The sequence below is a fragment of the Micrococcus sp. iso_239 genome, from assembly GCF_056173395.1.
Window position 1 is genome coordinate 376,448 of sequence record NZ_CM149672.1, and the last position, 17,844, is coordinate 394,291.

Genomic DNA, 17,844 nt, shown 5'->3' on the forward strand with positions numbered 1-17,844 from the left:
GTGAGGCCATGAGCACAGCCTCCACGCATCCGCCGCTCGACCTCGACCCGACCCCGGCCACCCCGATCGTCCTCGGGACCATGGCCTGGGGGTCCGTTCCCCCGCCGCCCCCGGACGCCGATCCGGGGGCGGGGCCGGAGGGGCCCGCGGGCGCAGCGCAGGCCGAGGCGGCCGTGGAGCGTGCCCGCCGCGCCCTGCGCGCCGGGATCGAGGCCGGCGTCGACCTGCTGGACACCGCGGACATCTACGGGGCCGGCCGCTCCGAGGAGACCGTCGGCCGGCTGCTGCACGAGCTGCCCTACGAGGAGCGCTCCGCCCTGAAGGTGCAGACCAAGTGCGGGATCGTCCTGCACGAGACGGACCCGGCCGGGCGGCGTCTGACCCGCTACGACTCCTCGCCCGAGCACGTGCGCGCCTCGCTGGAGGGCTCGCTGTCCCGCCTCGGCGAGCAGCGCGTGGACACCCTGATCATCCACCGGCCCGACGTCCTCACGCCCGTGGCCGACACCGTGCGCGCCTTCCTCGACGCGCGGGAGGCGGGCCTGGTCGGCAAGCTGGGCGTCTCCAACCTCGGCGTGGGCCGCGTCCTCGAGTTCCAGCGCGAGCTCGAGAGCCAGGCGGCGGACGGGACCGGGCTGGCGTGCGTCCAGGTCGAGCTCGGCCTGCACCACCGCACCCTCGTGGAGTCGGTCGTGCTCGCCAACCACCCGGACGCCCCCGCGGACGCCGACGCCGGGCGCCTCGGCCCGGTGTGCGCCGCGGAGGGGATCGAGCTGCAGGCCTGGGGTCCGCTGGGGCAGGGTCGGTTCAGCTCCGGCGACGACGGCGCGGCCGGCGTCGTCGGCGAGGTCGCAGCGGAGCTGGGCGTCAGCCGGGAGGCCGTGGTGCTCGCCTGGCTGCTGCGCCTGCCGTGGGGCGTGCGGCCCGTGATCGGCACCCAGGACCCGGAGCGCGTCGCCGCGTGCGCCGAGGCGGCCGCCGCGGCCGAGGCGATGGACTCCGCGCAGTGGCACCGCCTGTGGACCGCGGTGCGCGGTGCCGGCCTGCCCTGAGCGGCCCGCGGACGTGAGGGATGTCACACTGGGGGCATGACCTTCGCGCCCGTCAACCTCTTCACCCCCTGGCTCGCCTACTGGGCGGCCGCCCTCGCGCTCGTCGTCGGCGGCATCCTGCTGGCCGCCGGGATCTGGCGCGAGCGCCGGCACCGGCGGCACGCTGACGAGCACGGACGCAACACCGAGGTGGACGTCCTGGACAACACCCGGCTGCAGCGCCGGGTGGGGGCCGTGATGCTGGCGGTCGCGGCCGTGCTGGCCAGCGTGGGTGTGGGGACGCACCTGGCGGGGCTGGACACGCTGCGTCAGAACCTGACGGCCAAGTACGGCTACACCTCGATCGAGCGCATCCGCCAGTCCGGCACGGGGTTCATCATCGACCTCACCCAGCCGGACGGGACCGTCCTGCGGGACGAGATGGTCCTGGTCGACCCCTCGGGCGAGCCCTTCGTCGGCGAGGACATCTTCCACAACCCGCCGGAGAAGTACGAGGACCTGCCGCTGCGTCCGGCCCCGTGACCGCGTCCGCCGCCGTCCGTCGGGCCTGATGCCGCGTCGGGGGCCTCTGTTAGCGTCGCCGCGTGAGCACCTCGACCGTCCGTTCCGCCCCCGCGTCCACCTACCGGCTCCAGGTCAGCCCGGATCTGCCGCTGGAGTCCGTGGCCGGGCTCGTGCCCTATCTGCGGCGCCTGGGCGTGGACTGGCTCTACCTCTCGCCGCTGCTCGAGGCCGAGCCCGGCTCCGACCACGGGTACGACGTCGTGGACCCCACGCGGCTGGACGCCGCCCGCGGCGGGGCCGAGGGGCTGGATGCGGTCGCGCACGCCGCGCACGAGGCGGGCATGGGCGTGCTTGTGGACATCGTGCCGAACCACGTGGGCGTGGCCACGCCCCGGGCCAATCCGGCGTGGTGGGACGTGCTCACCCACGGTCCCGAGGCGGCGCATGCGGCGTGGTTCGACGTGGACTGGGCGGCCGGCGGCGGGTCTCTGCTCATCCCCGTGCTGGGGGACGGTCCTGACGGGGACGCGGACGCGGAGCTGGACCGTCTCGTCGTCGACACCGAGGGCGGCCGTCTGCGCTACTGGGACAACGTCTACCCCCTCGCCCCCGGATCGCTCGAGGCGGCCGAGGCGGAGACCGGGCTGCGCGCCGCGGAGGTCTTCGCGGAGGCGGACCCGGCGAAGGAGCCGACCCCGGAGCGGTCCCGCCTGGCCCGCGCCGTGCACGACCGTCAGCACTACCGGCTGGTCGGCTGGCGCCGCGGCGACGCCGAGCTGAACTACCGCCGGTTCTTCACCGTCACCACGCTCGCGGGCGTCCGGGTGGACGAGCCCGAGGTCTTCGACGCCGTCCATGCCGAACCCGCCCGCTGGGTCCGCGAAGGGCTCGTGGACGGGCTGCGCGTGGACCACCCGGACGGCCTGGCGGACCCGGCCGGCTACGCGCGGCGCCTGCGCTCCCACGTCCTGCCGGAGGGTTACCTCGTGGTGGAGAAGATCCTCGAGCCCGGTGAGGCGCTGCCCGCGGACTGGCCCGTGGACGGGACCACCGGCTACGACGCGCTCGGCGAGGTCGAACGCGTCTTCATGCACCCCGAGGCCGCCGGCGATGCGGCCGAGGACGCGCGCCGTCGTCGGGAGTGGGACGAGGCCGTGGTGCGGGCCAAGCACGACGTGGCCACCGGCCCCCTCGCGGCCGAGACCGCCCGGCTGGTCCGGGAGGTCCGCGCCGTGCACGCCCTCGGTGCCCACCCGGACGAGGACGTGGCCGCCGCGTTCGCCGCTGTGCTGGCCCGGCTGCCCGTGTACCGCACCTACCTGCCCGTGGGCCTGGCCGTGCTCGAGGGCGCGCTGGCGGACGCGGCCGCGGCGGAGCCGGCCCTCGCCGACGTGCTCGGCGACCTGCGGCCCGAGCTGACCGACCCGGACTCGCCCGTGGCCCGCCGGTTCCAGCAGACCTCCGGCATGGTGATGGCCAAGGGCGTCGAGGACCGGTCCTTCTACCGGTACACCCGGTGGGCCAATCTGAACGAGGTCGGCGGAGACCCCTCCCACGTCGCCCTGTCCCTGGCCGACTTCCACGCCGCCCAGCAGGCGCGCCAGGCCGCCTGGCCGACGGCCATGACCACCCTGAGCACCCACGACACCAAGCGCGGCGAGGACGTGCGCGCCCGCATCGCCGTGCTCGCCGAGGAGCCCGACCGCTGGGCCGCCGAGCTCGCGGAGCTGAGGCGCCTCCACCCGCTCGGCCACCCCGACGCGGAGCGGCTGCTCTGGGAGTCCATCGTGGGGGTCTGGCCCACGGACGGCACCACGCCGGAGGAGGAGCGGATCCTCGGCTTCCTGCAGAAGGCCTCCCGCGAGGCGGCCCTGGCCACCACCTGGACGGACCAGGACCCCGAGTTCGAGGCCCGGCTCGCCGCACTCGCCGCCGCCGTCACCTCCCCCGAGGGGCCTGCCCGGGGCGTGCTCCAGGCCGTCGCGGACCGCATCGCCGAGCCCGGCCTGGTGGTCCAGCTCGGCCACAAGCTCGTCCAGCTCGCCGCCCCCGGCGTCCCCGACGTCTACCAGGGCACGGAGGTGCCCTTCCCCACCCTCGTGGACCCGGACAACCGCCGCCCCGTGGACTTCGCGGCCCGGGCCGACCTGCTGGACCGCCTCGACGCCGGCCACACGCCCGGCCTCGACGACCCCGCCGCCGCCAAGCTGGCCGTCGTGGCCGGCGTGCTGCGCGCCCGCCGCGACCGGCCCGAGCTGTTCACCGGCCACCGCCCGCTCGACGTCTCCGGCCCCGCCGCCGAACACGCGATCGCGTTCGACCGGGGCGGGGCGCTCGCCGTGGCCACGCGCTGGCCCGTCCGCCTCGCGGCCGCGGGTGGCTGGGGCCAGACCGTCGTGACCGTGCCGGCTGGGCGGTGGGAGGACGCCGTCACCGGCCACCCCGTCCACCCGGACGCGCGCGGCGCCGTGCGCCTCGACGAACTGCTCAGCACCCTGCCCGTCGCGCTGCTCGTCCCGGCGCACGCCCCGTCCGACCGCCGAGAGAGGACCGCCCCGTGACCGAGCCCCGTCCGGCCGACGCCCCCGCCCCGGGCCTGCACCCGATCGGCTCCGACCCCGTGGACCCCGCCGCGGCCGAGCGGGCCGCCGTCGACGCCGCGCGCGCCATCCCCTACGCCGTCTGGGCGCCGCACGCCGAGAGCGTCGACCTCGTCCTCGTCGACACCGAGCCCGGCGCCCTGCACGACGCCGAGGACCGCTGGCCCGTCGCCGCCGTCGTGGCCATGGCCCCCGCCGCCGGAGGCTGGTGGACGCCCACGGAGGACCCGCTGGCCGCCCTTGGCCTCGACGCCGCCCAGCCGCCGGCCGACCCCGGCTACGGCTACCGCGTGGACGGGGCGGACCCCGTGCCGGACCCCCGCTCCCGCCGCCAGCCCGACACGGTCCACGGGCCCTCCCGCCGCGACGTCGCCGGCCGCGTCTTCGCGTGGCCGGACGAGGGCTGGGCTGGGCCGCCCGGGGTGGAGTCCGATCCGGCCGCGCCCCAGGGCGGCGGCCTGCGCGGCGCCGTCCTCTACGAGCTGCACGTGGGGACCTTCACGGCCGAGGGGACCCTCGACGCCGCCATCGCCCGCCTGCCGCACCTGACGGACCTCGGGGTCACCCACGTCGAGCTGCTGCCGGTGAACTCCTTCTCCGGGCCGCGGAACTGGGGCTACGACGGGGTGGCGTGGTTCGCCGTCGACGAGTCCTACGGCGGCCCCGCCGCCTACCGCCGCTTCGTGGCCGCCGCCCACGCCGCCGGCCTCGGCGTGGTCCAGGACGTCGTGCACAACCACCTGGGCCCCTCCGGCAACTACCTGCAGGTGTTCGGGCCGTATCTGGGTCAGGGCGGCACCGGCTGGGGCGACGGCCTGAACCTGGACGGCGCCGACTCGGACGAGGTGCGCCGGCTCGTCCTGGACAACGTCCGCTTCTGGCTCGAGGAGATGCGCGTGGACGGGCTGCGCCTGGACGCGGTGCACGCCCTGCGGGACGCCCGCGCCGTGCACCTGCTCGAGGAGATGGCCGCGCTCGCGGACGGGATCGCGGCCCGTGCCGGCCGACCCGTGCCCCTCCTGGCCGAGTCCGACCTCAACGACCCGCGTCTGGTGCTGCCCCGCCACGCCGGCGGGCTCGGCCTCGCCGCGGCCTGGAACGACGACGTCCACCACGCCCTGCACGTGGCCGCGACGGGGGAGACCCACGGCTACTACGCGGACTTCGCCCCGCTGGAGGCGGTGGCCAAGGTCATGGAGCGCACCTACTTCCACGACGGCACCCGCTCCACCTTCCGCGGCCGTGACCACGGGCGCCCCGTGCCGGAGGCTGTCCCCAACCACGCGTGGGTGGCCAGCATCCAGAACCACGACCAGGTGGGCAACCGTGCCGGCGGCGACCGCACCGCGGCCGCCCTGTCCGAGGGCGCGCTCGCGGCCGAGGCCGCCCTTCTGCTGACCGGCCCGCACGTGCCGATGCTCTTCATGGGGGAGGAGTTCGCGGCCTCGACGCCGTGGCCGTTCTTCACCTCGTTCCGCGAGCCCGAGCTCGGGGACGCCGTCCGGCAGGGACGTCGCCGCGAGTTCGCCGCCCACGGCTGGGACCCGGCCGACGTCCCCGACCCGCAGGACCCCGCCACGCGGGAGGCAGCCGTGCTGGACTGGGCGGAGGCCGCGGGCGGCGGGGACGGCCACGGTCGGGGAGCGCGCGTGCTCGCCGCCTACCGCACCCTGATCGGCCTGCGCCGCACGCTGCCTCAGCTCACCGACCCCCGCCGCGACCGCGTCCGGGCCGAGGTGGACGCGGCCCGGCGCCACGTGCGTCTCACCCGCGCCGGCGAGGACGCCGACGTCATCCTGCTCGTCGCCCTCGGCGCGGAGCCGCTGCCCGTGCCCGCGGACCTGACGCGGGCCGAGCTCCTCGCCGGCCACGGCGACGACGGCCCCCTCGGCCCCGGCGCGGTGCCGGCGGCGGTCCCGGCCCCCGGCTTCCTGCTCCTGCGCCGCTGAGCCGCGGCCGGCGTCAGTCCGCGTCCGCGGGTGGGACGGCGCGCAGCATGGTGGTCGTGGGGTGCAGCGCCACCGCGTCCTCGTCGCGGCGGGTCCGCAGCACCGTGTCCACGTAGGAGTCCACCGCCTCCTGCAGGGGCACGGCCTGGCCGCGGGCCTCGGAGAGGTACCAGCGGTGCTCGAGGAGCTGGTGCATCACCTCGGCGGGCTCGAGCTTGGCCCGCAGCTCGAGGGGCACCGAGCGGACCACGGGGTCGAACACCTCCACCACCCAGCGGTGCGCCGCAGCCTCGATGTCCATGTACGGGTCCCACTCCCGGCGGGCGGCCTCGATGTCGACGAGCAGCCGCCGGGCCTGGTTCTCCTGGACTTCGAGTCCCGTGAGGCGGGTCAGCCGACGGCGGTGGTAGCCCGCGTGGATCTCGACGGGTCGGGCGATCATCATCCCGGGGGCGTCGGCGGCGCGCAGTGAGTACTCGGCCAGCTCGAAGCCGAGCTCCTGCAGGCGGCGGACGCGGCGGTCCAGGCGCCACGGCTCGGTGCGGGGGAACAGCAGGGGCCCGGTCAGCTCGTCCCACAGCCGTCGGTAGGAGGCCACGAGCAGGTCCGGCGTGGTGACGGGGTCCACCTCCGGGTCCAGCAGCCCGCTGGCCTGCAGGTCCAGCAGCTCGCCGCCCACGTTCACGGCGGCCACGTCCAGGTCGTGTTCGCGCTGGCCGGTGGACAGCCGCTGCCGGAGCTCGCCGGTCTCGGCGTCCACCAGGTGGGCGGCGAACCCGCCCGCGTCGCGCCGGAACAGGACGTTGGACAGGGAGACGTCACCCCAGAAGAACCCCTCGAGGTGCAGCTCCACGAGCAGGGTCGCCAGCGCGTCCATGAGCCGCACGAGGGTGCGGCGCTCGAGGCGCTCCGAGAACACGGCGCGGTACGGCAGGGAGAAGCGCAGGTGCCGGGTCACGAGGGCGGCGGGCAGGGGCGTGCCGTCGTCCTCCGTGCGTCCGGTGACCACGGCCACCGGCACCACCGACGGCGCCGGGCTCCGCTCGAGCCGGCGCAGCAGCCGGTACTCGCGGAACGCGAGTTCTTCGGTGGTCTCCTTCACCGCCACGATGCCCCCGCCCACCCGGGCGAAGCGCACCACGTGACGGGAGATGCCCCGCGGCAGGGCCGCCAGCACCTCACGCGGCCACGTCTCGAGGGGGAGCGCCCAGGGCAGGGCGAGCAGAGACGTCGCCGGGTCCTCGGTCGCGTCCCCCGACGGGGCGCCCGTGATGGTCAGTCGATCGACGGGGGAGGGGGTCTCGGCGGTGTCCATGGTCACGATCCTTTCAGACAGGGCCGCTATGCTCGCCTGGCGCGGCGCGCCCGCTGCCCGCCGGCTCCGGTGCTCGACCCGGACCGACTGCCCCACGAGGAGGACCCTTGGCCCGGAACACGTCAGGCTCGCACACCTCGGCGACGGACGCTCGTGCGCGTGCCCGCCAGATCCAGGAGGAGCAGCGCAGGAAGGACAGTCGCCGCCGCACCGGCGTCATCTGGGGCTCGGTCCTCGCGGTGGTGCTCGTGATCGGCCTCGTCGTCGCGTTCGTGCTCAACCGCAACGGCGACGACGCCGCGGCCGCCGGCCCCATCCCCGCCGTGGCGAACGAGCAGGGCGGCATCGAGTTGACCTCGGCCACGGACCTGGCGGAGGGCGCGGGAGAACGCGAGGTCGACCCCTCGAAGATCGAGGTGCCGAAGCAGGCCGCGAGCTCTCAGCCCGAGACCCTGCCGAACACCGAGGCCCGTGGTGACGGTGAGCCGACGCGGATCGTGCTCTACGCGGACTTCAACTGCGTGCACTGCGCGGACTTCGAGTCCACCAACGGGGACCAGATCGAGCAGTGGCTCGAGCAGGGCCAGGTCACGGTCGAGTACCGGATGGTGGACTACCTGAGCGCCCCGAACAACCAGAACTACTCGGCCCGCGCCGCCAACGCCGCGTACTGCGTGGCGGACCAGAAGCCCGAGGCCTACAACGGCTTCGTGTCCGCCCTGTTCGCCGCCTACGACGAGCACCAGGGCAAGGGCCTGGACAACGCGGCGCTCACGCAGCTCGCGCAGGAGCACGGCGCGGACATCGCCTCCTGCGTCGAGGACGGCACGTTCCGCTCCGCGGTCGAGCACACCACCCGCCAGGCGCGCGTCGCCGGTGTGGCCGGCACTCCCACCGTGTTCGTGGACGGGAAGAACTGGGCCCTCGACGGCGAGGACAAGACCTTCGCCGATTGGGCGGGCGCCAAGATCGCCGGCTGACCCGGCTGACCCGTCGCCGAGGTCCGCGGGGCGTCCCCACGCAGGGGGCGCCCCGCGCCGTCCGCCCGGGCCTTGTACGCTGAAAGGGCCGGCCGCGGCGCCCCGGGCGCCGGCCGCAGGCCTCCTTAGCTCAGCTGGCCAGAGCAGCTGCCTTGTAAACAGCAGGTCGCCGGTTCGAATCCGGCAGGGGGCTCCACCCCACCGCGGGCCCGACGGCGCCGCGCACCTCCGCCGGGAGGGCGCGGCGCCGTCGTCGTGTCCGGCGCGGGCCGACGCTGGGGCGCCGCTGTGCGCGCCCGTGGCCATCCGCCGGGCTTGGCTGGCGGATCCGCCAGAGATGCCTCGACCATCCGCCAGACTTCGACCCTGGGCCTCGTCGTGACGGAATCGTGACCTTACCGTGATCCCAGTCACCCCGGCCCGAGCCCCTCGGGCACCCGCGTCCGGTGGCCCAGAACTCCGAGGAGATCCCGTGCAGTCCTCCCCACTCCGCAGCACCCGCCGCCGCATCGGCGCCCTCGTGGCCGGCGCCGTCCTCGCCGGCGGGACCCTGACCTCGTCCCCCGCGCTCGCGGCCCCCTCCGGCGACGCCCCCGCCGCACCGGCAGCCACCCCGACCGCCGCCTCGCCCCTGGCGGCGGCGCAGGTCGAGGACCCGAACGCCGACGGCTACGACTCCTTCATCGTCACCTACAAGGAGACCGCCGCCACCGCCCACGCGAAGGGCCGAGCCAACGCCTGGGGCAAGGCCGCGAAGGAGGCCGGCGTCTCCGTGAAGGAGCTGCGTGAGACCGCGCTCGGCTCCCGCGTGGTCAAGGCGGACCGCAAGCTGGATCAGGCCGAGTCCGCGAAGTTCATGGCCGACCTGAAGGCCTCCGGGGCGGTCGAGGCCGTGGAGCCGGACGCCATCCTCACCGCCACCGGCCTGAGCCCCGTGGACGCCCTCTACTCGCAGCAGTGGGGCTTCACCGGCACCCACGGCATGCGGGTCCCCGGGGCGTGGGACCGCACGACGGGCTCCGGTGCGACCGTGGCCGTCATCGACACCGGCATCACCTCCCACCCGGACCTCGACCGCAACGTCGTGCCCGGCTACGACTTCATCTCCGACGGCAGGGCGGCGCGCGACGGCGGGGGCCGCGACTCCAACCCGCGCGACGAGGGCGACTGGTACGCCGCTGGCGAGTGCGGCACCGCCGGTGCCTCCGACTCCTCGTGGCACGGCACCCACGTGGCGGGCACCGTCGCGGCCGTGGCCGACTCCCAGGGTGTCGTCGGCGTGGCCCCGAACGCGAAGATCCAGCCCATCCGCGTGCTCGGCAAGTGCGGCGGTTCGCTGTCCGACATCGCCGACGCGGTCGTGTGGGCCGCCGGCGGCACCGTGGCGGGCGTGCCGGCCAACCCGAACCCGGCGGACGTCATCAACATGTCCCTCGGCGGCTCCGGCACGTGCGGCACCACCTACCAGAACGCGATCAACGCGGCCGTCTCCCGCGGCGTGCCCGTCGTCGTGGCGGCGGGCAACGAGAACCAGCCCGCCGCCAACGTGCGCCCGGCCAACTGCCGGAACACCATCGTGGTGGCCGCCTCCACCTCGCAGGGCGCCCGCGCCTCGTTCTCGAACTACGGCTCCGCCGTGGACGTGACCGCCCCGGGCGCGAACATCATCTCGACCGTGAACAACGGCGCCACCACCCCGACGACGGCCGGCCACGCCGCCTACAACGGCACCTCGATGGCCACCCCGCACGTCGCGGGCCTGGCCGCCCTGCTGCTGGCCGAGCGGCCGAGCCTCACCCCGGCCCAGGTCGAGTCCACCCTCAGGTCCACGGCCCGCTCCATGCCGGTGACCTGCTCCGCGGGCTGCGGCGCCGGCCTGGCGGACGCCGCCAGGGCGGTCTCCTCCCTCGGTGGCAGCTCCTGACCGGAGCCCGCCCGGGCGCCGGGACCTCGTTGGTCGCCCAGGGCGGTTTCGAGCCCGGCGCCACGCTGACCGACGCCTGACGTGCTCGTCGGCTCTCGATGGCCGCTCCGCCGTGCGCGGGGTGGCCGTCGCCCGGGTGGACAGGCGGCGCCGCCTGAGGTATCGTTTTTCGAGTTGTCACCCCCATGGGGCGACGCCTGGATCTTTAGCTCAGTTGGTTAGAGCGTTCGCTTCACACGCGAGAGGTCGCTGGTTCGAGTCCAGTAAGATCCACCGCAGCAGGGCCCTCCTCCGGGAGGGCCCTTTCGCGTCCCCGGGCCGCGGTGCCGACGGCCCCGGCGGGGGAGGTGCCGGCGTGGTTGGATGGACGCGTCGGCGGGGCTCGGCCCACCGCCGTGGCGCGTCCAGCGCCCGCACACGGAAGGAGAGGGTGAGCCGCATGGAGCAGGAGGGCACCCAGGAGCCGGCGCGGTTCGACCCCCTCATCGCGGAGCCCCCGGCCGTCCCCACGCTCATCCCCGTGCTGCGCCCGGCCGGTGCCGAGGACGCCGCCGCTGTCGGCGACCTCGCGCTCGACCCGGAGGACCCCGGCCTGCTCGACCTCGACCCGGCGGAGTCGGCCCACCCGGCCGCGGTCGCCGTCGAGCCGACGGAGCCGCTGCCGCCCGTGGTCCGCCCCGCCGCCGCCGATCCGGCCCCGGCGCCGGCGCCGGAGCCGGAGCCGGAGGAATCGGCCGAGCCGGACGCGGAGACGCTGCCGGAGCCGGCCGCGGACGCGCCCCTGACCGAGCCGCCGCTGTCCGAGCAGGTGCCCACCTCCGTCCTGGCCCCCGCGGAGGCCGACGGCGCCCTGCCCGCCCCGGACGTGATCCCCGCGCCGGACATCACCGTCCCGGACCCGGTGGTCCCCGTGGGCCCGCCCGAGAAGCGCGGGCGTCGGCGCGGCCGGCGCTCCCGCGAGGTCTTCGTCGAGAACCTGCCGACGCAGGCGCTCGTGCTGGCCGACCGCCTGCACTCCTCGCCGTACGGGCGCCGCATGCGCTCCACGCTGCAGCAGCGCCGCGCGGAGGCGCAGGCCCTCGAGGCCCGCACCACCCTGGACTTCGCCCTCAAGCTGGGTGAGACCATGTTCAGCTTCGGCGCGGCCTCGCTGGACGTGGAGACCTCGATCATCGTGGCCACACAGGCCTACGGGATCCTCGAGACCGAGGTGGACCTGACCAACCAGTCCATCTCCCTGAACTACGCGCCCGACTCCTCACGCGGCGAGGCACCGTTCACCCTCCAGCGGGTGGTCCGCTCGTCCTCGGTGAACTTCGAGGGGCTCGTGGCCGTCCACCGGCTGGTCGAGGAGATCGCCGCGGGCGAGGTGGACCGGGCCGAGGCCCAGCGCCGGCTCGTGGAGATCCGGCATCAGCCCAAGCCGTTCCCCGCCGTCTTCGAGGTCCTCTTCTCCGGCGTGTTCGTGGCCTGCTTCGTGCCGTTCATCGGGGGGACCTGGACGGGTGCGGCCCTGGGCATGGTCTCCACCTGGCTGGTCTTCTGGCTCAAGATCCAGGCGGACAAGGCGCGCTTCCCGGAGATCTTCTCCACCATGTTCGGGGCGATCACGGCCACGGTGATCGCGCTGATGGCCCACGCCCTCGACCTGCCGGTCAACCCGGCGCTGGTGATCGCCGGCGGCATCATGATGCTCCTGCCCACGGCGAGGTTCGTCACCGCGGTGCAGGACGCCATCCACGGCTTCCCGGTGACCGCGGCGGGCCGCTTCCTCTCCGCGCTGCTCGTGTTCGCCGGCGTGATGGCCGGGATCATGATCGCCGTGGGCATCGGGGATCTCGTGGGATTCGAACAGCTGGACCTGGCCGAGGCGGGGACGCTGAGCTATCCGCCGCTGCTGCTGCTGGGCCTCGTGGTGGCCGCGGGCATGGCGGACGCGGTGGTGGAGCAGTCGCGGTGGCCGCAGATCCTGGCCTGCGGTCTCGTGTCCGGGGCCGGCTTCGGCGCGTACCTGGCCGCGCAGCAGGTCGGGGTCAGCGACCGGCTGGTGCCCGCGGTCGCCGCGGCGGCGGTCGGGTTCCTCGGCCGCCTGGTGGCCCAGCGGCTCGCGGCCCCGGCGCTCGTGATCGTCCTGCCGTCCATGCTGTTCCTGCTTCCCGGCCTCACCATGTTCCGGTCCGTCTACGGGTTCACCGTGGAGACCGGGGCCACGCTGCTGGGCGTCGAGGGACTGTTCAACGCCGCGGTCATCGTCGTGGCGATCGCGGCCGGCGTCGCCTTCGGCAACACCCTGGCCAAGCCGATCACCGACCGGATGGGCACGCTGCTGCCCACCGAACTCGTGATGCACCAGCGCGGCTGACCGGCGGCCCGGCTCAGTCGGGCAGGCGCCAGTCCACCGGGGCCGCGCCGGCCGCCTCGAGGAGCCGGTTCACCCGGCTGAAGGGCCGGGAGCCGAAGAACCCGCGGTGGGCGCTCAGGGGAGAGGGATGCGGGGACTCCACGACGCCGGCCCCCGCCGCCGTCAGCAGCGGCGCCATGCGCCGCGCGTCGGCTCCCCACAGCAGCCCCACGAGCGGGGTGCCGCGCGCGCAGAGAGCTCGCACCGCGGCCTCCGTGATCTGCTCCCAGCCGAGGCCGCGGTGGCTGCCGGGTGCGCCGGCCCGCACGCTGAGGGCGCGGTTCAGCAGCAGCACGCCCTGGTCCGTCCACGCGGAGAGGTCGCCGTGGGCGGGCGGGGTGATGCCGAGGTCGTCGTGCAGCTCCCGGTGGATGTTGGCCAGGGAGCGGGGCAGCGGCCTCACGTGGCGGTCCACCGCGAAGCTCAGGCCGATCGGATGGCCCGGCGTCGGGTAGGGGTCCTGGCCCAGCACGAGGACGCGGACGTCCGCGAACGACTGGCGGAACGCCCGCAGGATGTGCTCCGGTGCGGGCAGCACCTGCTCTCCGCCCGCCCGGCGGGCCCGCAGCCGCTCGCCGACCTGCTCGAACGCGGCGGCCTGCGGGGCGAGGGCCGCCTCCCAGCCCGGATCCAGGGGCGCGATGAACTCCATGCCCCGAGGGTAGACCGGGTGGGTACAGTGGCCGCCATGTCCCACCCCACGCCCGTCTCGCCCGATCCGGCCCCGGACGAGGGTGCCCGCGCGCGGGCGCGGCGGGACGAGCTGACGGACCTGGAGCGTGCGGTCCTGGACCTGGAGGCCGCCACCTGGCGGTACGGCGGGGCCAAGGACCACGCCGTCCGTGAGCGTCTGGGGCTGTCTCCGACCGCCTATTATCAGGTGTTGAACGGATTGCTGGACCGTGAGGCCGCCCTGGCCTACCGACCCCTGCTGGTCACGCGGCTGCTGCGCAAGCGCGGCACCCGCAGCCGGGCCCGGAGGGGGCCCGCGGATCCGGCGCCGTCCACGCCCGCTTCCCGCCAGGAGAACTGACCCATGGCCTACCAGCCCGACCGCTTCGACGAGGTCCCCGAGTACACGGACCAGCGCGGCGCGCACCGCGAGTCCTTCGCCGTCGCCGGCGCGACCGCCACGGGCGGGGGTCGCCGCCTGAGCCCGCTGCTCTGGGTGGCCGGCCTCGTCCTGCTCGCCGGCCTGTTCGTGGGCGTCGTCCTGCCGTGGCTCACCGGCGACCGCTCCGAGCCCGTCGCCGCCGAGAGCTCGACGACGGCCCCGGCTGCCGCGCCGTCGACGTCGGCGTCGTCCGTGTCCTCCTCGGCGTCCTCCGCGTCGGCGTCGACTGCGTCCGCGACCGAGTCCGCCACCCCGTCCGAGGACGCGGTGGAGGCGTCCCGTTCCGCGGCCGCGGCCGAGTCCTCGCGGGCGGCGCAGGAGGCGGCTGCCGCCGAGGCCGCCGAGTCGTCCCAGGCTGCCGCGTCGTCCCGGGCCGCCGCGGAGGCACAGGCGGCGGAGGCCTCGCGTTCCGAAGCCGCCGCGCAGTCCGCCGAGGCGTCCCGTGCCGCCGCCGAGGCACAGGCGGCGGAGGCCTCGCGTTCCGAGGCCGCCGCGCAGTCCGCAGAGGCGTCCCGGTCGGCGGCGGCCGTCCAGGCGGCGGAGTCCTCGCGCGCCGCCGCGTCCCGTTCGGCCGCCGCGGCGGAGGCCTCGCGCTCGCAGTCCGCGGCCGCGTCGAGCTCTCGTGCGGCCGCGCAGTCTGCGGCCGCGTCGAGCTCTCGTGCAGCCGCGCAGTCCGCGGCCGTGCGCGGCACCCACGTCACCGTGTACAACGCGACCCGCACCCAGGGCCTCGCCGCCTCCTACGCGCAGCGGCTCACGGGCGCCGGCTACACCTCGGTGGACGCGAAGAACTGGAGCGGCTACGGCATCCAGTCCTCCACCGTCCTGTACAACGGCTCGGCCAACAAGGCCGCCGCCGAGGCGGTCGGCAAGGAGCTCGGCTTCCCGGTCATGCAGACCCCGAACCTGCAGGTGAACGGTATCGCGGTGGTCGTCACCAGCTGATCCGCCCGTCGTGCGGCCGTGCCGGCCGCGCACCCTTTCCGGCCCCCGGCGGGGCGCCTTCCGAGGCGTTCTGCCGGGGGCCGTCCGCCGTCCGCGGAAGGGCGGGCCCCGCACTGCGGACCCTTTGCACTCTCCCGGTGCGAGTGCTCATAATGGGGTTAGCACTCCGAAGGCGCGACTGCCAGCCGTACCCCGGTCGGTCCGGCGCCGTGGAGGAGGACCTGTCCACCGGTGAGGCCCCCAGGGGCCGTCCGTCGCGGGCATCGGCGCGGGTCAGCCACCAGAAGTAGGAAGCCGACGTCCAGAAAGGACCTGCACATGGCCAAGACCATCGCATTCGACGAAGAGGCCCGCCGCGGCCTGGAGAAGGGCCTGAACACCCTGGCCGACGCCGTGAAGGTGACCCTCGGCCCCCGCGGCCGCAACGTGGTGCTGGAGAAGAAGTGGGGCGCCCCCACCATCACCAACGACGGCGTCTCCATCGCCAAGGAGATCGAGCTCGAGGACCCGTACGAGAAGATCGGCGCGGAGCTCGTCAAGGAGGTCGCCAAGAAGACCGACGACGTCGCCGGCGACGGCACCACCACCGCCACCGTGCTGGCCCAGGCGCTGGTCCGCGAGGGCCTGCGCAACGTGGCCGCGGGCGCCGACCCGCTGTCCCTGAAGCGCGGCATCGAGAAGGCCGTGGAGGCCGTCACCTCTGAGCTGCTCTCCGCCTCCCGCGAGATCGAGACCAAGGACCAGATCGCGGCCACCGCCTCGATCTCCGCCGCGGACAAGCAGATCGGCTCCCTCATCGCCGAGGCCCTGGACAAGGTCGGCAAGGAGGGCGTCATCACCGTCGAGGAGTCCAACACCTTCGGCCTCGAGCTCGAGCTCACCGAGGGCATGCGCTTCGACAAGGGCTACATCTCCGGTTACTTCGTGACCGACGCGGACCGCCAGGAGGCCGTCCTCGAGGATCCCTACATCCTCATCGTCAACTCGAAGATCTCCTCCGTGAAGGACATGGTGGCGATCCTCGAGAAGGTCATGCAGTCGGGCAAGCCGCTGCTGATCATCGCCGAGGACGTCGAGGGCGAGGCCCTGGCCACCCTCGTGGTCAACAAGATCCGCGGCACCTTCAAGTCCGTGGCCGTGAAGGCCCCGGGCTTCGGTGACCGCCGCAAGGCCATGCTCGCCGACATCGCCATCCTCACCGGCGGCCAGGTCATCTCCTCCGAGGTGGGCCTGTCCCTGGAGAACGCCACCCTCGACCTGCTGGGCTCCGCCCGCAAGGTGGTCATCACCAAGGACGAGACCACCATCGTGGAGGGTGGCGGCGACGCCGAGCAGATCGCCGGCCGCGTGGCCCAGATCCGCTCCGAGATCGAGAACACCGACTCGGACTACGATCGCGAGAAGCTGCAGGAGCGCCTCGCCAAGCTGGCCGGCGGCGTGGCCGTCATCAAGGCCGGCGCGGCCACCGAGGTGGAGCTCAAGGAGCGTAAGCACCGCATCGAGGACGCCGTGCGCAACGCCAAGGCCGCGGTGGAGGAGGGCATCGTCGCCGGCGGCGGCGTGGCCCTGATCCAGGCCGGCGCCAAGGCGTTCGGCGGCCTGCAGCTCGAGGGCGACGAGGCCACCGGCGCGAACATCGTGAAGGTCGCCATCGAGGCCCCGCTGAAGCAGATCGCCTTCAACGCGGGCCTGGAGCCCGGCGTCGTGGCGGACAAGGTCAAGACCCTCGACGACGGTCACGGCCTGAACGCCGCCACCGGCGAGTACGAGGACCTGCTGGCCGCCGGCATCAACGACCCGGTGAAGGTGACCCGCTCGGCCCTGCAGAACGCCGCGTCCATCGCGGGCCTGTTCCTGACCACCGAGGCCGTCGTCGCGGACAAGCCCGAGAAGGCCGCCGCCGGCGCCGAGGGCATGGACCCGATGGGCGGCATGGGCGGCATGATGTGATCAGCCGCTGAGCCGGCCCGGCCCGTTCGGGCGCCCAGCCTGCGAGGCCCGTCTCCCCGTCCGGGGAGGCGGGCCTCGCCGCGTCCGGGGCCGGCACCGGGGCGCCCCGCTCAGGCCGACAGCGCGGCTCGTTCCGCCGCCAGGTTGCGGCGGGCGGCGGCCTCCCAGCGCGTTCGGCCGGGCGCGGTCCGATACAGCCGCTCGGCGTCCAGCAGGGCGTCCAGCACCGCGCCGCGACCGCGGGCCCAGTCCGCGTCGGACACGTGCGCGTAGTCCTGCCGGACCGCGGCCACGTAGCGGGCGTAGGCCTCGGGGGAGCGGCCGAGGACCTCGAGGTCCGCGTCCGAGAGCACCGCCCCGGCCGCGTCGTGCGGGGCGGGGTCGTGGGCGGCGGTGAGCAACACGAGGCGCGCCACCTCGTCGACGACGTCGGCCGGCACCGCCAGCCGCGGGTCGGTGAGCACGTCCCGGGCCAGGGCGGCCGAGTCCGCCTCGTCCTGGCCGGCGGGCGCGGTGGGGTCCCCGGCGTAGACGGCGTCGTGGAACCACGCGGCCAGGCGGACCGCACGCGGATCCGGCCCGGTCTCCGCCCCCGCCCGCTCGAGCAGGTCCACGGACTCGAGCACCGCGAGCAGGTGGGCCGGGTCGTGGTAGTGCCGATGCGGCTCCGCCCAGCGGGCCAGCAGGTCGCGTCCCGCCGTCGTCACCGCATCCGGGCTCGCCGCCGTGCCCTCGAACAGCCGCGCCCAGCGCCGGGCGAGGACGACGTCCCGCTTCTCGGCGCGGCTCCGGGCGGGCACGCGCAGCCCCGAGGCGGCGAGCCGACGCACCAGCTCCCGTCCGGTGACGGGCACCGCCCCGCGGGCCACGAGCTCGGCACGTCGGTGCGCGGGCACGTCGTAGTGGTCCCGGTCGAAGACCCGCTCCGAGAGCCCTGCTGCCCGCGCGAACGCGTGGAGCTCCTCGAGGGAGGCGTCGGAGACGAGGTGGGAGAACACGGTGCCGTGGGCGGGCCACGCGGGCGGGTCGATCAGGACGGTCATGCCTCCACTCTAGGAAGCACGGACCGGGGCGCGGCCGGCCGGCCGCGCCCCGGTCCGTTCCGGGCGC

Annotated in this window: 13 protein-coding genes and 2 tRNA genes; 12 read left to right on the top strand and 3 right to left on the bottom strand. The window is 75.0% G+C overall.

Features of this window, described 5'->3' with window-relative positions:
- Positions 1-8 precede the first annotated feature (8 nt).
- The 4 genes from AC0VX2_RS01720 to treZ all read left to right on the top strand — a co-directional run bounded on the left by AC0VX2_RS01720 (position 9) and on the right by treZ (position 6,105).
- Positions 9-1,052, top strand: coding sequence for an aldo/keto reductase (locus AC0VX2_RS01720; protein ID WP_161787994.1), 1,044 nt, complete (start codon positions 9-11; stop codon positions 1,050-1,052).
- 36 nt (positions 1,053-1,088) lie between these two features.
- Entirely contained in the window at positions 1,089-1,574 is a 486-nt protein-coding gene (locus tag AC0VX2_RS01725) for a hypothetical protein (protein ID WP_063190217.1), read from the top strand.
- 62 nt (positions 1,575-1,636) lie between these two features.
- Positions 1,637-4,117, top strand: coding sequence for a malto-oligosyltrehalose synthase (gene treY, locus AC0VX2_RS01730; protein WP_357012147.1), 2,481 nt, complete (start codon positions 1,637-1,639; stop codon positions 4,115-4,117).
- A complete protein-coding gene (treZ, locus tag AC0VX2_RS01735; RefSeq protein WP_475432607.1) occupies positions 4,114-6,105 on the top strand; it encodes a malto-oligosyltrehalose trehalohydrolase in 1,992 nt (663 codons plus the stop codon). Before treY ends, treZ begins: the two co-directional genes overlap by 4 nt.
- A 13-nt stretch (positions 6,106-6,118) precedes the next feature.
- Here treZ and AC0VX2_RS01740 read toward each other — a convergent pair whose 3' ends face one another.
- Entirely contained in the window at positions 6,119-7,420 is a 1,302-nt protein-coding gene (locus tag AC0VX2_RS01740; RefSeq protein ID WP_113913962.1) for a DUF4032 domain-containing protein, read from the bottom strand.
- Positions 7,421-7,527: 107 nt separating this feature from the next.
- On the opposite strand from AC0VX2_RS01740, the gene AC0VX2_RS01745 reads away from it, so the two are divergent.
- From AC0VX2_RS01745 to AC0VX2_RS01765, 5 genes are all read left to right on the top strand, one after another.
- The gene (locus tag AC0VX2_RS01745) at positions 7,528-8,400 is read left to right on the top strand and encodes a thioredoxin domain-containing protein (protein ID WP_113913963.1); all 873 of its coding nucleotides are present in this window, start codon (positions 7,528-7,530) and stop codon (positions 8,398-8,400) included.
- 119 nt (positions 8,401-8,519) lie between these two features.
- Positions 8,520-8,596, top strand: a tRNA-Thr gene (locus tag AC0VX2_RS01750).
- Positions 8,597-8,872: 276 nt separating this feature from the next.
- Positions 8,873-10,324 (top strand): S8 family peptidase, encoded by a 1,452-nt coding sequence (locus AC0VX2_RS01755; RefSeq protein WP_262391091.1) that lies wholly within the window; start codon positions 8,873-8,875, stop codon positions 10,322-10,324.
- A 199-nt stretch (positions 10,325-10,523) separates the two neighbouring features.
- A tRNA-Val gene (locus AC0VX2_RS01760) sits at positions 10,524-10,597 on the top strand.
- A 166-nt stretch (positions 10,598-10,763) separates the two neighbouring features.
- Positions 10,764-12,686: a threonine/serine exporter family protein gene (locus AC0VX2_RS01765; protein ID WP_078025821.1), complete on the top strand. Its 1,923-nt coding sequence runs from the start codon at positions 10,764-10,766 to the stop codon at positions 12,684-12,686.
- 13 nt (positions 12,687-12,699) lie between these two features.
- Here AC0VX2_RS01765 and AC0VX2_RS01770 read toward each other — a convergent pair whose 3' ends face one another.
- Entirely contained in the window at positions 12,700-13,377 is a 678-nt protein-coding gene (locus tag AC0VX2_RS01770) for a uracil-DNA glycosylase (RefSeq protein ID WP_078025820.1), read from the bottom strand.
- 36 nt (positions 13,378-13,413) lie between these two features.
- Between AC0VX2_RS01770 and AC0VX2_RS01775 the strand changes: the two genes are divergently transcribed.
- The 3 genes from AC0VX2_RS01775 (at position 13,414) to groL (ending at position 16,734) form a co-directional block, all read left to right on the top strand.
- Positions 13,414-13,758: a DUF3263 domain-containing protein gene (locus AC0VX2_RS01775; protein WP_205805498.1), complete on the top strand. Its 345-nt coding sequence runs from the start codon at positions 13,414-13,416 to the stop codon at positions 13,756-13,758.
- 3 nt (positions 13,759-13,761) lie between these two features.
- Entirely contained in the window at positions 13,762-14,784 is a 1,023-nt protein-coding gene (locus AC0VX2_RS01780; RefSeq protein ID WP_078025819.1) for a LytR C-terminal domain-containing protein, read from the top strand.
- A gap of 318 nt (positions 14,785-15,102) precedes the next feature.
- Positions 15,103-16,734, top strand: coding sequence for a chaperonin GroEL (gene groL / locus AC0VX2_RS01785; protein WP_078025818.1), 1,632 nt, complete (start codon positions 15,103-15,105; stop codon positions 16,732-16,734).
- A 110-nt stretch (positions 16,735-16,844) separates the two neighbouring features.
- On the opposite strand, the gene AC0VX2_RS01790 is transcribed toward groL, so the two are convergent.
- Positions 16,845-17,777, bottom strand: coding sequence for a DUF4031 domain-containing protein (locus AC0VX2_RS01790; protein ID WP_119217529.1), 933 nt, complete (start codon positions 17,775-17,777; stop codon positions 16,845-16,847).
- Positions 17,778-17,844: the final 67 nt, after the last annotated feature.